Origin of the sequence: Caenispirillum bisanense, from assembly GCF_039523075.1 — a bacterium.
Taxonomy (GTDB): Bacteria; Pseudomonadota; Alphaproteobacteria; order Rhodospirillales; family Rhodospirillaceae; genus Caenispirillum; species Caenispirillum bisanense.
This window is the reverse complement of the sequence record NZ_BAAAEP010000001.1, coordinates 198,223-218,954: the sequence shown is the minus strand read 5'-3', so window position 1 is coordinate 218,954 and position 20,732 is coordinate 198,223. Positions and strand designations below refer to the sequence as shown.

Sequence of the window (20,732 nt, the reverse complement as noted above, 5' to 3'; positions counted from 1 at the left end):
CCGTTTGATGGGTTTCATCACGCACAAGATCCCCGGCCTCGCCCAGGCGACCGAGGCCTCCGGCACGCCGGTGTTCAACCCGGCCACCGGCGAGCAGACCGGATCGGTCGCCAGCGCCGGCGCGGCCGAGGTCGATGCCGCCGTCGCCGCCGCCAAGGCGGCCTTCCCCGAATGGTCCGGCCTGACGCCCATGCGCCGCGCCCGCGTCATGTTCAAGTACAAGCAGCTGCTGGAGGACAACGCCGACCGCATCGCGGCCGCCATCTCTGCCGAGCACGGCAAGACCCACCCCGACGCCCTGGGCGAAGTGCAGCGCGGGCTGGAGGTGGTGGAATTCGCCTGCGGCATCCCGCAGATGCTGAAGGGCGAGTTCTCGCGCGAGGTCGGCCCGGCCATCGACAGCTTCGCCATGCGCGAGCCGCTGGGCGTCTGCGCCGGCATCACGCCGTTCAACTTCCCGGCCATGGTGCCGCTGTGGATGTTCCCGGTGGCGCTGGCCTGCGGCAATACCTTCATCCTGAAGCCGTCGGAACGCGACCCCTCCGCCGCCAATCTGGTGGTGGAACTGGCGCACGAGGCGGGCGTGCCGGAAGGGGCGCTGGTGGTGCTGCACGGCGGCAAGGCGGCGGTCGACGGGCTGCTGACCCACCCGGACGTGGCGGCGGTGTCCTTCGTCGGCTCCACCCCCATTGCCGAATACGTTTATGCCACCGGCACCGCCCACGGCAAGCGGGTCCAGGCGCTCGGCGGTGCCAAGAACCACATGGTCATCCTGCCCGACGCCGATCTGGAACAGGCGGCCGATGCCCTCATGGGCGCCGGCTACGGCTCCGCCGGCGAGCGCTGCATGGCCGTCTCGGTCGCCGTGCCGGTGGGCGAGGACACCGCCGACCGTCTGGTGGAGAAGCTGGCCCCGCGGGTGCGGGCGCTGAAGATCGGCCCCTCCACCGACAGCGACGCCGAGATGGGGCCGCTGGTCACCAAACAGCACCTGGACAAGGTGTCGGGCTACATCGACGCCGGCGTGAAGGAAGGCGCCGATCTGGTGGTGGACGGCCGCGGCTTCCGCCTGCAGGGCTACGAGAACGGCTATTTCCTCGGCGGCACCCTGTTCGACCGGGTGACGCCCGACATGAGCATCTACAAGGAGGAAATCTTCGGCCCGGTGCTGAGCGTGCTGCGTGCCGGATCGTACGAAGAGGCCGTGACCCTCATCAACAAGCATGAGTACGGCAACGGCACCGCCATCTTCACCCGCGACGGCGACGCCGCCCGCGACTTCGTGGCGCGCATCCAGGTGGGCATGGTGGGCGTCAACGTGCCGATCCCGGTGCCGGTGGCCTACCACAGCTTCGGCGGCTGGAAGCGGTCGATCTTCGGCAGCCACGGCATCTATGGGCCGGAGGGCGTGCACTTCTACACCAAGCTGAAGACGGTGACCTCGCGCTGGCCGACCGGCATCCGCGCCGGCGCGGCGTTCAACTTCCCGACCATGTGACGCCTGCGGCACTCGCTACGACCAAGCGACGCCTGTGGCGTCCCGTAACCGGCACGGGGTCCGGCATCACCCCGCGCCCAACCTACGGCCCGCGCCCAAGCCCTGGCGCGGGCCGCTTTGTGTTCGGGGGGCGGTGCGCTATAGTCTGACCAGACCCGTCAGGAGCATGCCATGGGCCATCTCGACCACATTCCGGCCTGGTCCACCGAGGATGCCAAGGCCCGCTTTTCGGATCTCATCCGCAAAGCCCGCGACGTTGGCCCGCAGCGGGTGACGGTGCATGGCCGCGACGCCGCCGTCGTCATTTCGGCGGAAGAGTTCGAACGACTGAGCCGCCCGTCCATGACGCTGGTGGAGGTGATGGAAGCCTGCCCGGTGGCCGAGTTCGAGATTACGGCTCCCCGCTGACCCTCCCTCACCCCGCCAGCAGCCCCCGCAAAATCACCGTCGTCAGCGTTTCCGCCGCCCGTTCGTAGTCGGCGTCGGTCAGTTCCTCCACGCCCAGCACCGCCCGCACCTGGACGCCGAAGTCGGCGTAGGTCTGCGTCGTTGCCCAGATCATGAACAGCAGGTGGCGCGGGTCCACCGGGCGGATCTTGCCCTGCTCCGCCCAGCGCTCGATCACCGCCGCCTTGGCGTCGGCCCATTGCCGCAGGGTGGTCTGAAGGTAGCCGATGAGGTGGGGGGCGCCGTGGATGATCTCGTTGGCGAAGACCTTCGATCCCATCGGCCGCTCCTTCGACAGCCGCAGCTTCAGCCGCACGTAGTGGCTGATGGCAGCTTCCGGGTCGTCGAGCGAATCGAACTCCGCCGCCGCCGCGAACCAGGTGGCGACGATGTCCTCCAGCACATGGCGGTACAAGTTTTCCTTGGTGCCGAAATAATAGTGCACGTTGGCCTTCGGCACACCCGCCACTTCGGCAATCAGGCCGGTCGTCGCCCCCTTATAGCCGTATTCGGCAAACACCTTTTCAGCCGCCAGCAGGATATGCGCCTGGTTTTCCTGCCGGATGGCCGATTTTCTTGTTCCCGGCAGGGTTTTCACCGGCGCGGACATGGCGTTTTTTCCCACCAAATTGCTCACTTCCTATCTTGACCGATCGGTCAGGAGATGACTAGCATTGAACCGTCGACAACGGGCCTTGACCACAAAAACCACAAGCAAGAGCCCGTGTCCACCGGCCCTAAGGGAGGCGCCGGCGGGCCGACGAAGGAACGTCGCGGGAAAGGCGGGAAACACACGCCGCCGCGTCTTTGTACCACCCCGGGGTCGGCCGGGGCGGCGCTACTGGGAGACGGATATGCGCCACACCAACGCCAGTACCAGCTACAGATCCTGACCCGCGCTAGGCGGGCCCGGCCATGACGGCCGTTGCCTGATCCTGCGTCCGCGCCGGTGACCCACGATGCCGCCTCCTGCCGCGCTTGCCGCATGAGCAAGCCGCGTCGAGGGAGTGTTTGCGCATGGTGCCGGTGCGCCCCGTCCGCCGTGGCCGACCCATCGGCCGCGAACCCTGGCGCTTGCCCGCAGGGCCGCGCCCGTGTCCGCCCCCAGACACACCAGGGAGCAGAACCGAGATGACCGCCCTTCCCAACCTGAAGATCAACGGCCCGCGCCTGTGGGACAGCCTGATGGAGATGGCCAAGATCGGCGCCACGCCCAAGGGCGGCGTCTGCCGCCTGGCGCTGACCGACCTCGACCGCCAGGGCCGCGACCTGTTCGTGCAGTGGTGCAAGGAGGCCGGCTGCACCATCCGCGTCGACCGCATGGGCAACATCTTCGCCCGCCGCGAGGGGAAGAACCCGGCCCTGCCGCCGGTCATGACCGGCTCCCACCTCGACAGCCAGCCGACCGGCGGGCGGTTCGACGGCGTCTATGGCGTGCTGGCGGGGCTGGAGGTGATCCGCACCCTCAACGACCTCGGCTACGAGACGGAAGCGCCGGTGGAAGTGGCGGTCTGGACCAACGAGGAAGGATCGCGCTTCGCCCCCGCCATGGTGGCCTCGGGCGTCTTCGCCGGCGTGTTCGACGTCGACTATGGCCTTACGCGCAAGGACCAGGACGGCAAGACCATGGGCGAGGAACTGGCGCGCATCGGCTACGCCGGCCCTGACGAGCCCTCCTGGAAGACCCACCCGGTCGGCGCCTATTTCGAGGCCCATATCGAGCAGGGCCCGATCCTGGAGGCCGAGGACAAGACCATCGGCGTCGTCACCGACGCGCAGGGCCAGCGCTGGTACGAACTGACCTTCACCGGCGTCGAGAGCCACGCCGGCCCGACCCCCATGAGCCGCCGCAAGGATGCCCTGCTGGGCGCAGCGCGGGTGGTGGATGCGGTCAACCGCATCGGCCTTTCCCATGCACCGCTGGCCTGCGCCACGGTCGGCATGATGAACGTCTACCCCAACTCCCGCAACGTCATCCCCGGCCGCGTCTTCTTCACCGTCGACTTCCGCCACCCCTCCGACGACGTGCTGGCGGAGATGGACAAGGAACTGCGCGCCGAGGTCGACCGCATCGCCGGCGAGATCGGCCTGACGGCGGAGCTGGAGCAGATCTTCTACTACAAGCCGGTGAAGTTCGAGGCCAGCTGTGTCGCCGCCGTGCGCAAGGGTGTCGCCGAGGGCGGCTTCAGCCACCGCGACATGGTTTCCGGCGCCGGCCACGACGCCTGCTACCTGGCCGGCGTGGCGCCGACCGCCATGATCTTCATCCCCTGCATCGACGGCATCAGCCACAACGAGGTCGAGGACGCCACCCCGGAATGGGTCGCCGCCGGCTGCGAGGTGCTGCTGCACGCCATGCTGCAAAAGGCCAACGAAACCGTGAAGGAGACCGCCCCGGCCTGATCCCGCCCCCCCCACTGCCCGGCCCCACAGACATAACAAGACACACGATCCGACACACGGAACGGGGAGATCCCATGACCCACACGGGAGACATCACGCCCGGCCGCCTGCCGGCCGATCAGCTGGCCGCCGGCTTCGCCGACGCCCACCCGCCGCTGGACGCCAAGAACGCCGTCATTGAGGCCAGCCGCTGCTACTACTGCTATGATGCGCCCTGCATCAAGGCCTGCCCGACCGGCATCGACATCCCGAGCTTCATCCGCAAGATCTCGACCGGCAACCTCAAGGGCTCGGCCCACGATATCCTGTCGGCCAACATCATGGGCGGCATGTGCGCCCGCGTCTGCCCGACCGAGATCCTGTGCGAGGACAAGTGCGTCCGCAATGCCGAGGGCCACAAGCCGGTGGAGATCGGCGCACTGCAGCGCTATGCCACCGACGCCCTGTTCGCCAGCGGCACCCAGCTGTTCGAGCGCGCCGCCCCCACCGGGCGCCGTGTCGCCGTGGTCGGCGGCGGCCCGGCCGGCCTGTCGGCGGCACACCGGCTGGCTATGCTCGGCCACGAGGTGACGGTATTCGAGGCCCGCGACAAGCTGGGCGGCCTCAATGAATACGGCATCGCCGCCTACAAGACCGTCGACGACTTCGCGCAGAAGGAAGTCGACTACCTGCTCGCCATCGGCGGCATCACCGTGCAGACCGGCATGGTGCTCGGCCGCGACATCACCCTCACCGCCCTGCGGCGGCAGTTCGACGCCGTGTTCCTCGGCCTCGGCCTTGCCGGCGTCAATGCGCTGGGGGCGGAGGGCGAAGACCTTCCCGGCGTGCGCAACGCCGTCGACTTCATCGCCGAGCTGCGACAGGCGCCGGACCTGAGCGCCCTGCCGGTCGGCCGCCGCGTCGTCGTCATCGGCGGCGGCAACACGGCGGTGGATGCCGCCGTGCAGAGCAAGAAGCTCGGCGCCGAGGACGTGACGCTGGTCTACCGCCGCGGCCCGGCGCAGATGTCGGCGACCTGGGTGGAGCAGGAATTCGCCCAGGTGAACGGCGTCACCGTCAAGCACTGGCTGGCGCCCACGCGCGTGCTGGCCGAGGGCGGCACCGTTTCCGGCGTCGAGTTCGCCTATACCGCCGCCGATGCCTCCGGCCGGCTGGTGGAAACCGGCGAAACCCGCGTCATCCCCTGCGACGTGGTGCTGAAGGCCATCGGCCAGACCTTCCTGCCCGCCGCCATCCAGGAAGGCGGCATCGAGGTGCTGGAGCTGGAGAAGGGGCGCATCAAGGTGGACGAAACCCGCCGCACCTCCCTGCCCGGCGTCTGGGCCGGCGGCGATTGCGTGGCCGGCGGCCAGGATCTGACCGTCGCCGGGGTGGAGGACGGCAAGCGCGCCGCCATCGCCATCGACGCCTGGCTGCGCGCCGCCGTGGCGGCCGATGCCGGCTCCCTCGCCCCTGCCCCTCTGCCCGCCTGACGCGGCCCGATTACAGGAGAACGACGACATGGCGGATCTTCGCTGCACCATCGCCGGCATCCGGTCGCCGAACCCGTTCTGGCTGGCCTCCGCGCCGCCCACCGACAAGCAGTACAACGTCGAACGCGCCTTCCGCGCCGGCTGGGGCGGGGTGGTGTGGAAGACCCTCGGCATCGACCCGCCGGTGGTCAACGTCAGCTCGCGCTACGGCGCCGTCGACTACAACGGCACCCGCATCGCCGGCCTCAACAACATAGAACTCATCACCGACCGCCCGCTGGAGGTGAACCTGCGCGAGATCAAGGACGTCAAGCGCAAGTGGCCCGACCGCGCCGTGGTGGTCAGTCTGATGGTTCCCTGCAACGAGGACGACTGGAAGTTCATCCTGCCGCTGGTGGAAGACACCGGCTGCGACGGCGTCGAACTCAACTTCGGCTGCCCCCACGGCATGAGCGAACGCGGCATGGGCGCCGCCGTCGGCCAGGTGCCGGAGTATGTGGAGATGGTCACCCGCTGGGTGAAGCAGCATTCCCGCATGCCCTGCCTGGTGAAGCTGACCCCCAACATCACCGACGTGCGCCAGCCGGCGCGGGCCGCCAAGCGCGGCGGGGCGGACGGCGTGTCGCTCATCAACACCATCAACTCCATCGTCTCGGTCGACCTCGACATCATGGCGCCGACCCCGACGGTGGACGGCAAGGGCACTCACGGCGGCTATTGCGGCCCGGCGGTGAAGCCCATCGCGCTCAACATGGTGGCGGAAATCGCCCGCGACCCGGCGACGCACGGCCTGCCCATGTCGGGCATCGGCGGCATTTCCACCTGGCGCGATGCGGCGGAATACATCGCCCTCGGCTGCGGCAGCGTGCAGGTCTGTACCGCAGCGATGCACTATGGTTTCCGCATCGTCGAGGATATGATCGACGGCCTCAACAACTGGATGGACGCCAAGGGCTACCGGACCATCGAGGACTTCCGCGGCATGGCCGTCGGCAACGTCACCGACTGGAACCAGCTCAACATGGCCTACGACATCAAGGCCCGCATCGACCAGGACAAGTGCATCAAGTGCGGGCTGTGCCATATCGCCTGCGAGGACACCAGCCACCAGGCCATCCGCTACCACACCGACGGCGCCGAGATGCGCAAGTTCGAGGTGGTGGACGAGGATTGCGTCGGCTGCAACCTCTGCATGCTCGCCTGCCCCGTTCCGGACTGCATCACCATGGAACGGGTGGACGACGGGAGGACGTACCTGAACTGGACCCAACACCCGAATAATCCGATGCGCAAGGAACCCGCCGCATAAAAGAGCGGGTCCGGCATCACCTCTGCGCAAACAGGGAGCGCACACAATGGTCGAGACAAAATACACGGAAGTGAAGGACGAGTTCGGCGTCGCCCACGAACGCTTCGCCGGCGCCGATCCCGCCCTCTGGAACGAGGATCTGGCGCCGTCCACACCGGGGGCGCGGACGTGGCAGTGGTCGTCCATCGCCGCCCTGTGGGTCGGCATGGTGGTCTGCGTGCCCACCTACATGCTGTCGGCCGGGCTCGTGTCGGAAGGCATGAGCTGGTGGCAGGCGGTGGTGACGGTGCTGCTCGGCAACGTCATCGTGCTGATCCCGATGATGCTGATCGGCCATGCCGGCACCAAGCACGGCATCCCCTTCCCGGTGCTGCTGCGCTCCAGCTTCGGCACCCACGGGGCCAAGCTGCCGGCGCTGATGCGCGGACTGGTCGCCTGCGGCTGGTTCGGCATCAACACCTGGGTCGGCGGCATGGCGATCTACGTCATCCTGAACGCCCTGACCGGCGACGTCTTCAAGGGTGAGCCGCTGCCCTTCCTCGGCATCGACATCGCCCAGACGCTGTGCTTCCTCGCCTTCTGGGCGCTGCACGTCTGGTTCATCCGCCACGGCACCGAGTCCATCCGCTGGCTGGAGAACCTGGCGGCGCCGTTCCTGCTGCTGATGGGTCTGGCGCTGCTGGCCTGGGCCTACATGAAGGCCGGCGGCTTCGGCGAGATGCTCTCCACCCCCTCGGCCTTCGTCGCCGGCGGGGCCAAGGAAGGTCAGTTCTGGGCAGTGTTCTGGCCGGGCCTGACGGCCATGGTCGGGTTCTGGGCCACCATGGCGCTGAACATCCCCGACTTCACCCGCTTCGCCCGCAGCCAGAAGGACCAGGTGGTCGGCCAGATGATCGGCCTGCCGCTGCCCATGGCGCTGTTCGCCTTCATCGGCGTCGCCGTCACCTCGGCCACCGTCGTCATCTTCGGCGAACCGATCTGGGACCCGGTGGCGCTGGCCGGCAAGATGGGCGGCTTCGGCGTCATCATCGCCCTGTTCGCGCTGATGATCGCGACGCTGACCACCAACCTGGCCGCCAACGTGGTGGCGCCGGCCTACGGCTTCTCCAACCTCGCGCCCAACAAGATCAGCTTCAAGATGGGCGGCTACATCACCGCCGGCATCGGCATCGCCATGTTCCCGTGGAAGCTGCTGGAAAGCGCCGGCAGCTATCTGTTCACCTGGCTGGTGGGGTATTCGGCCCTGCTCGGCCCCATCGCCGGCATCCTGATCGTCGACTACTTCCTGATCCGCAAGACCGAGCCCGACGTGCCGGCCATGTTCCGCGAAGGCCGCTACACCTACAGCAACGGCTGGAACCCGGCCGCCGTCATCGCCCTGGTGGTCGGCATCCTGCCGAACCTGCCCGGCTTCCTGGGTGCGGCCGGCCTGGTCGACGGCATCGGCGCCTTCTGGACCACGATCTACGGCTATGCCTGGTTCGTCGGCCTCGCCATCGCCGGCGCGGTCTATGGCGGCCTGATGTGGGGCAAGCGCACGGCGGAAGCCGGCAGCGCCCCGACCACCGAGGTGGCGCCCTCCGCGTAAGCGGGGGGTTCCCCTTCCCTCACCCGTTGCGCCCGACGACCAAAGACCAACGACCAACGACCAAGACCTGGGAGATCGACAATGGCATTGCTCATCAAGGGCGGCACCGTCGTCACCGCCGAGACCACCACCCGCGCCGACGTGCTGTGCGAGGGCGACCGCATCGTCGCCGTCGGCCCGGACCTGGAGGCTCCCGCCGGCTGCGAGGTGGTGGATGCCGGCGGCGCCTATGTCATGCCCGGCGGCATCGACCCGCACACCCACATGCAGCTGCCCTTCATGGGCACGGTCGCCAGCGAGGACTTCTACACCGGCACCGCCGCCGGCCTCGCGGGCGGCACCACCATGATCATCGACTTCGTCATCCCGGCGCCGCAGCAGCAGCTGATGGACGCCTGGCGCCAGTGGCGGGAGTGGTCGGAGAAGGCCTGCGCCGACTATTCCTTCCACGTCGCCGTGACGTGGTGGGACGAAACCGTCCACCGCGACATGGGCACGCTGGTGAACGAGCACGGCGTCAACAGCTTCAAGCACTTCATGGCGTACAAGAACGCCATCATGGCCGACGACGAGATCCTGGCCAACAGCTTCAGCCGGGCGCTGGAACTGGGCGCCATGCCGACCGTCCACGCCGAGAACGGCGAGCTGGTCTTCCGCCTGCAGCAGAAGATCCGCGACATGGGCATCACCGGGCCGGAGGGGCACCCGCTGTCCCGCCCGCCGGAGGTGGAGGGCGAAGCCGCCCACCGCGCCATCCGCATCGCCCAGGTGCTCGGCACGCCGCTCTACATCGTCCATACCTCGTGCAAGGAGGCGCTGGAGGCCATCACCGCCGCCCGCGCCAACGGCCAGCGGGTCTATGGCGAGGTGCTGGCCGGCCACCTGCTGGTGGACGACAGCGTCTACCGCCACCCCGACTTCGAGTTCGCCGCCGCCCACGTCATGAGCCCGCCGTTCCGCAGCAAGGAGCATCAGGAGGCGCTGTGGAAGGGGCTGCAGTCCGGCAACCTGCACACCACGGCGACCGACCACTGCTGCTTCTGCGCCGACCAGAAGGCGGCCGGCAAGGACGACTTCACCAAGATCCCCAACGGCACCGGCGGCGTCGAGGACCGCATGGCGGTGCTGTGGCACCACGGCGTCAACTCCGGCCGGCTGACCATGAACGAGTTCGTGGCCGTCACCAGCACCAACGCCGCCAAGATCTTCAACATCCACCCGCGCAAGGGCGCCATCGCCGTCGGAGCCGATGCCGACATCGTGGTGTGGGACCCGGCGGCGACCAAGACCATCTCCGCCAGGACCCACCACCAGAACGTCGACTTCAACATCTTCGAAGGGATGACGGTGACGGGCCTGCCGGCGGTGACCATCTCGGCCGGCGTCGTCAAGTACCGCAACGGGTCGCTTGAGGCCGAACGCGGCTCCGGCCGCCACATCGAGCGCCCGGCCTTCGCGCCGGTGTTCGACACCCTGAAGCGCACCGCCGACCGCCTCCGCCCCACCGCCGTCGACCGCGGCGGCAAGGTTGCGGCGGAGTAACCCTCCCAGGGCTCCCAGAGGCCGTACACACAGGCCCCGACTTGGGGGAGATCCAGAACGGGTCTCCCCCGATTTTTTAGACTTGCTCCGGTGGTTGCTGCTCATCGGCCAACAGGCGCAGATGCAGGCTGTCGATGGCGCAGCCGGTATCGTCCCCCCACTGCACGGCGGCGCCGAAATCGACGATGCGCAGGGTCGCCCAGGCCGACGCTGCCGGAGTGACGGCAGGATCAAGGGCCGCCACCCAGTCTGCGAGGCAGATGTCGCTCTGCCGCCCGTCATCCCAGCGGACCCGCAGGCCCTGCGACGGCAGGGCCTTCACGCCGGTGATGCGGGGGATCGACTGACGAGGAGTCAGCATGGCGGCCTCGGAGAGGGAATCGGTTTGATTGCTGCCGGCAGCATGAGCCGAAAGGGCGCCGCGCTCAACCTCCCCCTCGCCCTCACCCCCTCCCGCCGAAGGTGAACCGGCGTTCCACCTGTTCGAAGGCCATGTCGGTGACGATGGCGAGCAGGCCGACCACCGCCGCGCCCTGGATGACATAGGCGATGTTGTCGCCCACCAGGCCGGCGATGATGGGGGTGCCGAGGCTGCGGGCGCCGACGGTGGAGCCGATGGTGGCGGTACCGATGTTGATGATCACCGAAACCCGCACCCCGGCGATGATCACCCGCATGGCCAGCGGCAGCTCCACCCGCGTCAGGATCTGCCAGCGGCTCATGCCGGTGCCGCGGGCGGCCTCCAGGGTGGCGGGCGGCACGGTTCCCAGGCCGGCGATGGTGTTCTGCACCACCGGCAGCAGGCCGTAGAGGGTCAGGGCGACGATGGTCGGCACGAAGCCGAAGCCGGCCAGTGGCACCACGATGGCCAGCACCGCCGCCGGCGGGAAGGTCTGGCCGATGGCGGACAGGGCGGAAACCATGGGCGCGAACTCCCGCCCCGCCGGCCGGGTGACGAAGATGCCGGCCGACACCCCCACCGCCACCGACACCGCCGACGACACCAGCACCAGCAGGACGTGATCGAGCGTCAGCCGCAGGAAGGTCTCGCGCCGGTACATGGGGCGGTCGAGGTCGGGGAACCAGGCGCGGAACAGGGGCTCCAGCTCGTGCATGAACAGCACCAGCCCGACCAGCACCAGCGCCAGAACCGCCAGCAGCAGCGGCCGGGCGCGGCGGCGGCCGGCGGCGGGCGGGGCGAGCACCGTCGCCTCGGTCATGCCGCCGCCCCTTCCGGCTGGCGGCCCATGACGCCGGCCATGGTGACCTCGCCGGACAGCCGGCCGTCCGCGTCCACCACCGGCAGGGCCAGCACGCGACGCCACACCATGCGCGACAGCGCCTCCTTCATGGTCATCTCCGGGGTGGCGAGCCAGTCCGGGTGGATGCGGCTGAGTTCGCCCAGCGGATCGCCCTCGGCCCGCCACAGCCGGGCGCCGAACAAACCCTCCGGCCGGCCGTCGCCGTCCACCAGCCAGACGTGGCCGTGGGTGGCGACGATGTCCCGCAGCGAGCCCATGGAGGCCCGCCGGTCGGCCCACGGCGCCGGCGCCACGTACTGATGCACCCACCGCCGGGTCAGCAGCTTGAGGCCGAGGTCCGCCTTGCCGAGGAAGTCGCGCACGAAATCATCGGCGGGGGAGAACAGCAGCTCGATCGGCCGGTCGTACTGCACCAGCCGGCCCTCGTTCATCACCGCGATGCGGGTGGCGAGCTTCAGCGCCTCGTCCATGTCGTGGGTGACGAAGACGATGGTCTTGCCGGTTTCGTGATGCACCCGCGCCAGTTCCGCCTGCAGCACCTCGCGGGTGATGGGGTCGAGGGCGCCGAAGGGCTCGTCCATGAGCATCACGTCGGGGTCGGCGGCCAGCGCCCGCGCCACCCCCACCCGCTGCGCCTGACCGCCGGACAGTTCGTGCGGGTACTTGTCGCGGAAGCCGTCGGCATCCAGGCGCAGCAGCGCCAGCAGTTCCTCCACCCGGTCGGCGATGCGCGCCTTCGGCCACTTCAGCAGCGTCGGCACCACGGCGATGTTCTGCGCCACCGTCCAGTGCGGGAACAGGCCAATGGACTGGATGGCATAGCCGATGCGCCGCCGCAGTTGCTCCGCCGGCAGCGCGGCGACGTCCTCGCCGTGCAGCAGGATGCGGCCGGAGGTGAGCGGCACCAGCCGGTTGATCATCTTCAACGTGGTGGACTTGCCGCAGCCGGAGGGGCCGATGAGGACGCAGAACTCGCCCTGATCGACGGTCAGCGACACGTCGTCGACCACCCGCGCGTCGTCGTAAAGCTTGGTCAGGCCATGCAGTTCGATCATCGTGCCCCCTTGGGCCGGCTCAGCGCCACCAGGATCTGCAGCAGGAAATCGGCGGCGACGGCGAGAACAATGGTGGGAATGGCGCCCAGCAGCACCAGGTCGATGGCGTACTGGCCGAGCCCCTGGAAAATGAAGGTGCCAAGGCCGCCGGCGCCGATCAGCGCCGCCACCACCGTCAGCCCGATGGCCTGGACCGTCACAATACGTAGGCCGGACAGGATCACCGGCAGGGCCAGCGGCAGTTCCACCCGCCACAGCACCTGCCGGGGGGTCATGCCCATGCCGCGCGCCGCCTCGATGGCCGCCGGCGGCACCCCGGCAAAGCCGGCGTAGGTGTTGCGGACCACCGGCAGCAGGGCATAGATCACCAGCGCGATCACCGCCGGCGCCGCCCCGATGCCCTTCACCCCCAGCGCCTTCAGGGCCGGCACCGCGTCGCCCAGCGCCGACAGCGGCGCCACCAGCAGGGCGAACAGGGCGATGGACGGGATGGTCTGAAAGACGTTGAGGAGGCCGAACAGCCCCGTCCGCACCGCCGGCCGCCGCCACGCCCACAGGCCCAGCGGCAGGCCGAGGGCCAGCGCCGGCAGCAGGGCAGAGCCGACCAGCCGCAGGTGGGTCAGCAGCTCCGACCCGAAGGCATCGCTGCGGTTGGCATACTCGCGCATGATCGACAGGGCGTCGAAGTGGCCAAGCGCGAACAGCGCCGCCACCGCCGCCGTCATCGCCAGGGCGAACAGCACCTGCGGCGCCAGCCCGGCCCGCAGCCGCTGGAAGGCGTTGATCAGCGCCAGGGTGCAGCAGAACAGCAGCACCCAGAAGGCGGAGCCGAGCGCCACCCGCGCCGCCGGCGCCTCCGGCGAGACGGCGCGACCGGCGTAGTCGCCCACCGCCGCCAGCAGCAGCACCAGCAGCCCGCCGGCCGCCGCCAGAACCAGCCCTTCCGCCAGCCGGCGCGGCAGCGGCGAGGCCACCGCTGCCACCAGCAGCAGCGCCGCCAGCCCGGCCGCCGTCCACGCCTGCCACGGCAGCAGGGCCGCCGCCAGTTCCACTGGCGCGGCGGAGACCAGACGGTTGCGGGCGAGGCCGGCGAAGGGCAGCAGCGGCGCCGCCGCCGCGCCGGCGATCCACAGGGTCAGCAGCACCCGGTCGGCCACCCACCGGCGGCGGCGGTCAGCCGCGCCGGCGGCATCCACGGAGGAAATGCTCAAAACCGGCCGGCTCAGTTGGCGGTGCCGGCGAGGCCGCGGCTGTCCAGCCACTCCCGCGCCACCTGGCGGGCCGGCAGGCCGTCCACCTGGATGCGGCCGTTCAGCTCCTGCAGCGTCTCGCGGTCGAGGGCGGCGAAGATGGGCGCCAGCGCCTCGGCGATCTGCGGATGGGCGTCGAGCACCGCCTTGCGCACCACCGGCGCCGGCTCGTAGACCATCTGCACGCCCTCGGGATCGTCCATCACCACCAGCTCGGCGGCGGCGATGGCGCCGTCGGTGCCGTAGACCATGGCGGCATTGGCGCCGCTGGTCCCTTCGGCGGCGGCGCGGATGGTGGCGGCGGTGTTGCCGCCCGACAGCACCAGCAGCTGATCCTGCGACAGCTCGAAGCCGTAGGCCTGCTGGAAGGCGGGCAGCGCCGCCGGGCTCTCGACGAACTCGGCCGAGGCAGCCAGCCGCACCTCGCCGCCGCCTTTCACCCAGGCGCCGAAGTCGGCCATGGTGGCGAGGTTGTGTTCACGCGCCACATCGCCGCGCACGGCGATGGCCCAGGTATTGTTGGCCCGCGCCGGCGGCAGCCAGACCAGGGCGTTCTGCTCCAGGTCCATCTGGCGGATCTTCTCGTAGCCGGCGGCGGCGTCCTTCCAGGCCGGGTCGTCGTCGGTCTTGGTGAAGAAGGCGCCGTTGCCGGTGTACTCGGGGTAAAGGTCGACTTCGCCGGCCAGCAGGGCGCCGCGCACGATGTTGGTCGGGCCCAGCTGCAGCTTGTTCTCCACCTGGAAGCCGGCGGCCTCCAGCGCCTGCACGATCATGTTGCCGAGCAGCGCGCCCTCGGTGTCGATCTTGGAGGCGACGGTGATGCGCTCGGCGGCCCCGGCGGCGGCCAGGGGCGCGGCGGCGATCACGGCGGCCAAAGCGGCGCCGAGGAGCGTGCGGGCGGTGCGGATCATGGGCGGTCTCTCCTGCCTGCCGTCTGTCGGAGAAGCGTCAGAGGCCTGAGTCTAGCGGCATGAGCCGCAGCGCACCACCCTTGCCGCCTCAGCCAGAAGGTGAGAGGCCGCCCCCCGATCCGCAACCGCCGCACCGCAGGTCGCGCCGCCCGATGACCGGCGGCGGGGTCAGGCGGCGGCGAACCCGCCCCAGCGCCGGGCCTTCTCCACCATCTCCCACGCCCGTTCGTGGAAGTAGAAGGCGACGGTGTTGACCGCCGGCTCCACCAGCGCCACGGCGCTGGAGATGGCGATGCTGCCGGTCAGCAGGTAGGCCACCGTGAAGGCGACCGTGAAGTGCACGATGGCGAAAGTGACGGTCTTGGTCAGGCTCTTCATGGTCCGCTCCCTGGCTCGGGTGGCTGTGTTCCGATGCCCCAAGGTATTGCGAACCGCTCTCATTATCACGCCGATAATCCGACCGTTTTTGATCGCTTTTATCGCTCGAACTTGGTGGTCATGAGGATGGAGGTGGTGGTGCGCTCCACCCCCTCCACCGCGCCGATGCGGTCGATGAGGGCGTCCATGGCCCCCATGGTCTCGGCCACCGCGATGGCGATCATGTCATAGGCGCCGCTGATGGTGTGCAGCGCCCGTACCCCCTCCATCTTGCGCAGGGCGTGGACGACGCCGGCCGCCAGCTTGGGGCTGACGCTCAGCATGACGTGGGCGCGGATCAGCCGGGCCGACACGTCCTCCGCCAGCCGCACCGTATAGCCGGCGATGACGCCGGTTTCCTCCAGCCGCCGCAGCCGCGCCTGCACGGTGGAGCGCGACAGCCGCAGCTTGCGGGCCAGGGCCGCCGTGCTCTCGCGGGCGTCCAGGCGCAGGCACTCCAGCAGCCGCCGGTCGAGGTCATCCATCATTCCGCCGAACCTTCCGTCACTTTGACTGCAAACTGCCGCCATTCTGGCAGAAGCGCCGCTTCAAATCGACACCGCTGACCGCCACACTGGATCTCAAGAGCCCGACAAGGACGCTCGGCTTCACTCGATCTGGGAGAGTTCTCATGCGCGACATTCTCGTACTCGGCGGCGGCAAGATCGGCGAGACCATCTGCGACTTCCTGGCGCTGACCGGCGACTATGCCGTCACCGTCGCCGACCGCTCGCAGGCGGCGCTGGACCGCCTGCCGAAGAAGGCGGGGGTGAAGACGCTGGTGCTCGATGCCTCCGACGTGGCGGCCCTGACGGCGGCCATGCGCGGCCGTTACGCGGTGCTGTCCGCCCTGCCCTTCGACCTGACCGTGAAGGTGGCGGAAGCCGCCCGCGCCGCCGGCGTGCATTACCTCGACCTCACCGAGGATGTCGCCTCCACCAAGGCGGTGAAGGGCTTCGCCAAGGGCGCCGCCACCGCCTTCATCCCCCAGTGCGGCCTGGCGCCGGGCTTCATCTCCATCGTCGCCCACGACCTGGCGCAGCGGTTCGAGCGGCTGGATACGGTGGGCATGCGCGTCGGCGCCCTGCCGCTTTATCCCAGCAATGCGCTCAACTATAACCTGACGTGGTCGACCGACGGCGTCATCAACGAGTACATCGAGCCCTGCGAGGCCATCGTCAACGGCCGCCTGACCGCCGTTCCGGCCCTGGAAGAGCGCGAGGAATTCAGCCTCGACGGCGTGCGCTACGAGGCCTTCAACACCTCCGGCGGGCTCGGCACCCTGTGCGAGACGCTGGCCGGCAAGGTGCGCACCATGAACTACAAGTCGGTGCGCTATCCCGGCCACCGCGACCTGATGAAGGCGCTGCTGCAGGATCTGAACCTCGCCAGCCGCCGCGACGTGCTGAAAGACATCCTGGAAAACGCCATCCCGGCGACCATGCAGGACGTGATCCTGATCTTCGTCACCGTCTCGGGCTGGAAGCAGGGCCGGCTGATGCAGGAAAGCTACGCCCACAAGGTCTACGGCCGCGAGATCGACGGCAAGCTGTACTCGGGCATCCAGGCGACCACCGCCGCCGGCATCTGCGCCGTGCTCGACCTGCTGGCGAGCGGCCACCTGCCGCAGCAGGGCTTCGTGCGGCAGGAGGACATCCGCCTGGCAGACTTCCTGAACAACCGCTTCGGCCGCACCTACGCCCGCCCGGAAGACCTCCCGGCGGAGGCACCGCGGCTGGCGGCGGAGTGAGGTTTTAGCCACCAAGGCACCAAGTACACCAAGAGGCTGCGGCAGGATGGCCGCAGCCTCGCTTCCTTTTCGGCAGGTGAGTCTTTGCGCGCCTTGCGCGCAGTACCTCCGCCACCGGCGCCGACCGGGCAAGGCATCCGCCACACTCGCCGCCCTCTTGTTGCCTTTGTGTCTTGGTGGTTTAAGGCAACTCACCCCGCCGGCTGGCGGTCTTCCGGCACCGGTGCCGGCGGTTCGGGTTCGTTGGAGCGCACCAGGGGTACCTTGGCTTCCTCCGCCGGGCGCGGGTCGGGCGGTGTGACGATGCCGCCGGACACCACCATCTTGATGCCGTCCTCGACGCTCATGTTCAGCACCACCAGGTCGCGCCGGGGCACGAACAGCAGGAAGCCGGAGGTGGGGTTGGGCGTGGTCGGCAGGAAGACGTTGATCACCTCGTCCGCCGTCAGGTTCTGCACCTCGCCCTTGGTGACGCCGGAGACGAAGCCGATGGCCCAGATGCCGCGGCGCGGATACTCCACCAGCACCACCTGCCGGAAGGCGGTGGACTGGGTGGCGAGCACCGTTTCGAAGATCTGCTTCACCGCCCCGTACAGCGACCGGATGACCGGCATGCGGGCCAGAACCGCCTCGCTGAAACGCAGCGCCATGCGACCGAGGAAGCCGGCCGTGAAGGCGCCGATCATGGTCAGCGCCGCCACCAGCATCACCAGCCCGAGGCCGGGGATGGAGAACGGCAGGATCTCGTTCGGGTTGTAGCGGCTGGGCAGCAGGCTGGTCACCTGCTCGTCGATGAAGCCGATGAACAGCCACGCGACGTAGAAGGTGATGGCGGCCGGCGCCGTCACCAGGATACCGGCGAAGAAGTACGCCCGCAGCCGCCCGCCCAGCGTCATGCGCGGCTTGACGGGGGGCAGGTCGTGGGAATGGTCGTGGGGCGAAGGATCAGGGGTCGGCGTGGTGTGATCGTGACTCATCGGGGTCCGCACAAACGGGGATCATGCCGGAGAATGTGGAGTATTCCCCGGGCCAGTTCAACGACCGCGGCATGACGATCAGCCCTTGGCCGCCATCTGCCGGATGTTGCGGACGAAGATATTGAGCAGGCCGCGGATGAACGGGTCGGCATCGCGCAGCTTGCGCTCGAACTGGTCGCGGGTCACCACGATCAGCGTCGTCTGCTCCGCCGCCCGCGCCGAAGCCATGCGCGGCTGGCTGTCGATCAGCGCCATCTCGCCGAAGATGCCGCCGCGCGACACCTCGCCCAGCAGCTTGTCGCCGACCGGGGTGCGCTTGATGATCTCGATGGTGCCTTCCTGCACCAGATAGGCCAGGTTGCCCTCCTCGCCCTCGCGGAACACGTACTGGCCAGCGTAGAACACCTTGCGTTCGACGATACGCTGCTTCGGCTCCATCTGCTGCATGATCCGTCCCCCTGCTGCAGTCTCCCTGCTGTGGTTATAGCGGCGTCGCCACCGACGTTCCACCTGCGATGGCAGCGCAGGGCGAAATCTCGGCGCTTGTCCCAGCGGCGTGGTAGGTTTTACACTGCCCTACCCCTTTCGATAAACCAAGGTGCCGCCATGCCGGACGCCACTCCCTGCCGGGTGCTGGTCTGCACCCACAGCCGGTACGGCCTGCACGCCTCCTCCTGCGGGGCGCGCGGGGCGGCGGCGGTGCTGGCCGGCCTGCGGGCCGAGGCCGCCGCCGGGCGGCTGCCGGCGGTGGTGGAGGAAGGCGTCTGCTTCGGGTACTGCAGCATCGGACCCAACGCCCGGGTGGTCGGCGGCGCCGTTCTGCACCGGCTGGCCCCCGATGATCTGGACCCGGTACGGGCGGCGGTGGCGGAGCGGTTGACTGGTACTAAAGCGCAAAATTTATAGGCTTGATTATCCCTTGGGTCTACGCCCAAAGTGGTGGCCATCCTGTCGCAACGGAGGCCCCCATGTACCGTGTGCTGTGGAAGTCCCCCCTGTCCGGCGCCACCGGCGCCCTGACCCGCCCGCTCAGCCGGTACCTGGCCGAGTTCCGCCTCGCCCAGGAACGCCAGGCGCAGCCCAACATGATCTGGTGGATCGAAGCGGTGCCCGGCAACGCCTGACACCCCGCTGCCGCCGCAAAAAATGTAACGGCCGGCCGGACTGCCGCGTTTGACCCGGTACAGGCCGGCTTGCTAGCCTGGGGCCGCGCACACTCGCACAACATCAGGGGAAGCCTCATGGCCACCATTGCCAACATCGCCGGCGACATGCTCCGCGGCGCCGCCAATTTCTTCCGGGCCGTCGGTCAGGACAACCCCAGCCTCGCCGAGCAGATGGAGCAGAATGCGGCCGCTTACGAGGAAGTGGCCCGCCTGGTGGAGGCAGACCCGACTGCCGAGATCAACCTGCCGGGCGAGCCGACCTGACGGTCAGCCGCACGCCGCAGCACGATGAAGGGGCGCCCGCCGGGCGCCCTTTTTTCATTCTCCCCCCCTACCCCCACCCCGCCCGCAAGCCCCACCAGCTTTTCCCCACTTCCTGTGGATAAGTCTGTGCAGAGCGGTCCGCATGCGGCACCCCGCCGGGGCCCTCACCTCTTTGCCTAAGAAAGCGGCAAACGGGGCCGCCCACGGAAGAGGCAGCGACATAGGTATAAGACAACGACTCGACAAGAATCGAAAGGTTGCCTCAAATCCCTTGGATTTGCTGGCGTTGGAACCTTCCGAGACAGTTTTACGTCGTCCGGTGTGTCAAGAGGATGAATGGAACACCCCATGCCGCAGACGCACAAAAGAGCGGCACCAACCCTGTTGGTCCGCTTGCGCGCCTATGATCTCAGCCTGTGGATAAGTTGCACCGTGAGGCCGGTGCTGCTGTGAGGTGGCGGGACAATACTCCACCCCCGGCGGCCGATGCAAGCCCATTCTGCCGCAATGAAAAGCCCGGCCGCCAGACGGCGGCCGGGCCTGCAAGGAAGGCTGGCGCAGGGCCGTGGGCGGCTCAGCCGACCCACCAGTAGAACACCACGAACAGGAAGATCCACACCACGTCCACGAAGTGCCAGTACCACTCGGCGGCCTCGTAGCCGAGCGCCTCGCGCCCCGGTCCGAAGTGCCCCTTCAGGCTGCGCATGAACATCACCGCCAGGAAGCACACGCCGACGAACACGTGGAAGCCGTGGAAGCCGGTCGCCATGTAGAAGACGGAGGGGAAGATGCCCTCGGTGAAGCCGAAGGCCACCACGCCGTACTCATACATCTGCAGCCCGAGGAACAGCACGCCGAGCGCCACCGTCAGCCCCAGGAAGAACAGCTGGCTGCCGCGGTTGCCCTTCTTCAGCGCCGAGGCCGAAAACATGAGGGTGACGCCGGAGGTGATGAGGATGGCCGTGTTCAGCGCCGGGATGCCCCAGGCGTGGACGGTCTCGATCCCTTCCGGCGGCCATTCGGTGACGCCCGGGCTGACCATCAGGGCGCTGTTGAAGTAGGCCCAGAAGAAGGCGACGAAGAACATCACCTCCGACGCGATGAACATGCCCATGCCCATGCGCAGGCCGAGGCGCACCTTTTCCGTATGGGCCTTGTCGACCATGGCTTCGTTGATGACGTCCCGCCACCAGCCGAACATGGTGACGATCAGGATGGCAAAGCCGGCCAGCATCAGCCACGGCGGCGCGTCGTGGAAATACTGCACGGCGCCGATCGCCAGCACGAAGGCCCCCACCGACCCGACGAAGGGCCAGGGGCTGGGATCGACAATGTGGAAGGGGTGCTTGCGGGCGGAGTGGCCCTGAACCTGACTCATCGCTTGCGCTCCCTTGCATGGCGCGGGCCGTCTGGTACGTGCG

General features: G+C 68.7%; 22 protein-coding genes. 11 read left to right on the top strand and 11 right to left on the bottom strand.

Annotation, left to right across the window (positions count from 1 at the left end; genetic code table 11):
• Positions 1 to 7 precede the first annotated feature (7 nt).
• Both ABD056_RS01040 and ABD056_RS01035 read left to right on the top strand, forming a co-directional pair.
• Positions 8 to 1,498 carry a CoA-acylating methylmalonate-semialdehyde dehydrogenase gene (locus ABD056_RS01040; protein WP_343863547.1) on the top strand — a complete coding sequence of 497 codons (1,491 nt, stop codon included), beginning with the start codon at positions 8 to 10 and terminating at the stop codon, positions 1,496 to 1,498.
• 171 nt (positions 1,499 to 1,669) lie between these two features.
• Positions 1,670 to 1,906 (top strand): type II toxin-antitoxin system Phd/YefM family antitoxin, encoded by a 237-nt coding sequence (locus tag ABD056_RS01035; RefSeq protein WP_343863545.1) that lies wholly within the window; start codon positions 1,670 to 1,672, stop codon positions 1,904 to 1,906.
• Between the two features lie 7 nt (positions 1,907 to 1,913).
• On the opposite strand, the gene ABD056_RS01030 is transcribed toward ABD056_RS01035, so the two are convergent.
• Positions 1,914 to 2,555 (bottom strand): TetR/AcrR family transcriptional regulator, encoded by a 642-nt coding sequence (locus ABD056_RS01030; protein WP_343863543.1) that lies wholly within the window; start codon positions 2,553 to 2,555, stop codon positions 1,914 to 1,916.
• A gap of 521 nt (positions 2,556 to 3,076) precedes the next feature.
• On the opposite strand from ABD056_RS01030, the gene ABD056_RS01025 reads away from it, so the two are divergent.
• The 5 genes from ABD056_RS01025 to hydA all read left to right on the top strand — a co-directional run bounded on the left by ABD056_RS01025 (position 3,077) and on the right by hydA (position 10,259).
• Complete coding sequence (locus ABD056_RS01025; RefSeq protein ID WP_343863542.1) at positions 3,077 to 4,348, top strand: Zn-dependent hydrolase; 1,272 nt, start codon at positions 3,077 to 3,079, stop codon at positions 4,346 to 4,348.
• A gap of 74 nt (positions 4,349 to 4,422) precedes the next feature.
• Positions 4,423 to 5,820: an NAD(P)-dependent oxidoreductase gene (locus ABD056_RS01020; RefSeq protein ID WP_343863541.1), complete on the top strand. Its 1,398-nt coding sequence runs from the start codon at positions 4,423 to 4,425 to the stop codon at positions 5,818 to 5,820.
• A gap of 28 nt (positions 5,821 to 5,848) precedes the next feature.
• Positions 5,849 to 7,129, top strand: a complete 1,281-nt coding sequence (preA, locus tag ABD056_RS01015; RefSeq protein ID WP_343863539.1) for an NAD-dependent dihydropyrimidine dehydrogenase subunit PreA — start codon at positions 5,849 to 5,851, stop codon at positions 7,127 to 7,129.
• 46 nt (positions 7,130 to 7,175) lie between these two features.
• Positions 7,176 to 8,717 carry an NCS1 family nucleobase:cation symporter-1 gene (locus ABD056_RS01010; protein WP_343863537.1) on the top strand — a complete coding sequence of 514 codons (1,542 nt, stop codon included), beginning with the start codon at positions 7,176 to 7,178 and terminating at the stop codon, positions 8,715 to 8,717.
• An 81-nt stretch (positions 8,718 to 8,798) separates the two neighbouring features.
• The gene (gene hydA, locus ABD056_RS01005) at positions 8,799 to 10,259 is read left to right on the top strand and encodes a dihydropyrimidinase (RefSeq protein WP_343863535.1); all 1,461 of its coding nucleotides are present in this window, start codon (positions 8,799 to 8,801) and stop codon (positions 10,257 to 10,259) included.
• Positions 10,260 to 10,335: 76 nt separating this feature from the next.
• Here hydA and ABD056_RS01000 read toward each other — a convergent pair whose 3' ends face one another.
• From ABD056_RS01000 to ABD056_RS00970, 7 genes are all read right to left on the bottom strand, one after another.
• Positions 10,336 to 10,620, bottom strand: a complete 285-nt coding sequence (locus ABD056_RS01000) for a hypothetical protein (protein WP_343863533.1) — start codon at positions 10,618 to 10,620, stop codon at positions 10,336 to 10,338.
• Between the two features lie 82 nt (positions 10,621 to 10,702).
• Complete coding sequence (locus tag ABD056_RS00995; RefSeq protein ID WP_343863531.1) at positions 10,703 to 11,479, bottom strand: ABC transporter permease; 777 nt, start codon at positions 11,477 to 11,479, stop codon at positions 10,703 to 10,705.
• Positions 11,476 to 12,576 carry an ABC transporter ATP-binding protein gene (locus ABD056_RS00990; RefSeq protein WP_343863529.1) on the bottom strand — a complete coding sequence of 367 codons (1,101 nt, stop codon included), beginning with the start codon at positions 12,574 to 12,576 and terminating at the stop codon, positions 11,476 to 11,478. The genes ABD056_RS00995 and ABD056_RS00990 overlap by 4 nt, the downstream gene beginning before the upstream one ends.
• Positions 12,573 to 13,787: an ABC transporter permease gene (locus ABD056_RS00985; protein ID WP_343863527.1), complete on the bottom strand. Its 1,215-nt coding sequence runs from the start codon at positions 13,785 to 13,787 to the stop codon at positions 12,573 to 12,575. The genes ABD056_RS00990 and ABD056_RS00985 overlap by 4 nt, the downstream gene beginning before the upstream one ends.
• An 11-nt stretch (positions 13,788 to 13,798) precedes the next feature.
• Positions 13,799 to 14,737 (bottom strand): glycine betaine ABC transporter substrate-binding protein OsmF, encoded by a 939-nt coding sequence (gene osmF / locus ABD056_RS00980; RefSeq protein ID WP_343863525.1) that lies wholly within the window; start codon positions 14,735 to 14,737, stop codon positions 13,799 to 13,801.
• A gap of 168 nt (positions 14,738 to 14,905) precedes the next feature.
• Positions 14,906 to 15,115 carry a DUF2061 domain-containing protein gene (locus tag ABD056_RS00975; RefSeq protein WP_343863523.1) on the bottom strand — a complete coding sequence of 70 codons (210 nt, stop codon included), beginning with the start codon at positions 15,113 to 15,115 and terminating at the stop codon, positions 14,906 to 14,908.
• A 98-nt stretch (positions 15,116 to 15,213) separates the two neighbouring features.
• Entirely contained in the window at positions 15,214 to 15,642 is a 429-nt protein-coding gene (locus tag ABD056_RS00970; protein ID WP_343863521.1) for an Lrp/AsnC family transcriptional regulator, read from the bottom strand.
• 143 nt (positions 15,643 to 15,785) lie between these two features.
• Here ABD056_RS00970 and ABD056_RS00965 point away from each other — a divergent pair, with 143 nt between their 5' ends.
• On the top strand, positions 15,786 to 16,904 hold the full coding sequence (locus tag ABD056_RS00965) for a saccharopine dehydrogenase family protein (RefSeq protein ID WP_343863519.1): 1,119 nt from the start codon (positions 15,786 to 15,788) through the stop codon (positions 16,902 to 16,904).
• Positions 16,905 to 17,095: 191 nt separating this feature from the next.
• Here the strand turns inward: ABD056_RS00965 and ABD056_RS00960 are convergent, their stop codons facing one another.
• Together ABD056_RS00960 and ABD056_RS00955 are read right to left on the bottom strand one after the other, a co-directional pair.
• Positions 17,096 to 17,881, bottom strand: coding sequence for a DUF502 domain-containing protein (locus tag ABD056_RS00960; RefSeq protein ID WP_343863517.1), 786 nt, complete (start codon positions 17,879 to 17,881; stop codon positions 17,096 to 17,098).
• Between the two features lie 78 nt (positions 17,882 to 17,959).
• Positions 17,960 to 18,328 carry a cyclic nucleotide-binding domain-containing protein gene (locus ABD056_RS00955; protein WP_343863515.1) on the bottom strand — a complete coding sequence of 123 codons (369 nt, stop codon included), beginning with the start codon at positions 18,326 to 18,328 and terminating at the stop codon, positions 17,960 to 17,962.
• A gap of 159 nt (positions 18,329 to 18,487) precedes the next feature.
• On the opposite strand from ABD056_RS00955, the gene ABD056_RS00950 reads away from it, so the two are divergent.
• The 3 genes from ABD056_RS00950 (at position 18,488) to ABD056_RS00940 (ending at position 19,311) form a co-directional block, all read left to right on the top strand.
• A complete protein-coding gene (locus ABD056_RS00950; protein ID WP_343863513.1) occupies positions 18,488 to 18,787 on the top strand; it encodes a (2Fe-2S) ferredoxin domain-containing protein in 300 nt (99 codons plus the stop codon).
• A gap of 62 nt (positions 18,788 to 18,849) precedes the next feature.
• Positions 18,850 to 19,005, top strand: a complete 156-nt coding sequence (locus tag ABD056_RS00945; RefSeq protein ID WP_343863511.1) for a hypothetical protein — start codon at positions 18,850 to 18,852, stop codon at positions 19,003 to 19,005.
• Positions 19,006 to 19,122: 117 nt separating this feature from the next.
• Positions 19,123 to 19,311 (top strand): hypothetical protein, encoded by a 189-nt coding sequence (locus tag ABD056_RS00940; protein WP_343863509.1) that lies wholly within the window; start codon positions 19,123 to 19,125, stop codon positions 19,309 to 19,311.
• A 574-nt stretch (positions 19,312 to 19,885) separates the two neighbouring features.
• Here the strand turns inward: ABD056_RS00940 and ABD056_RS00935 are convergent.
• On the bottom strand, positions 19,886 to 20,689 hold the full coding sequence (locus tag ABD056_RS00935; protein WP_343863507.1) for a cytochrome c oxidase subunit 3: 804 nt from the start codon (positions 20,687 to 20,689) through the stop codon (positions 19,886 to 19,888).
• Positions 20,690 to 20,732 lie beyond the last annotated feature (43 nt).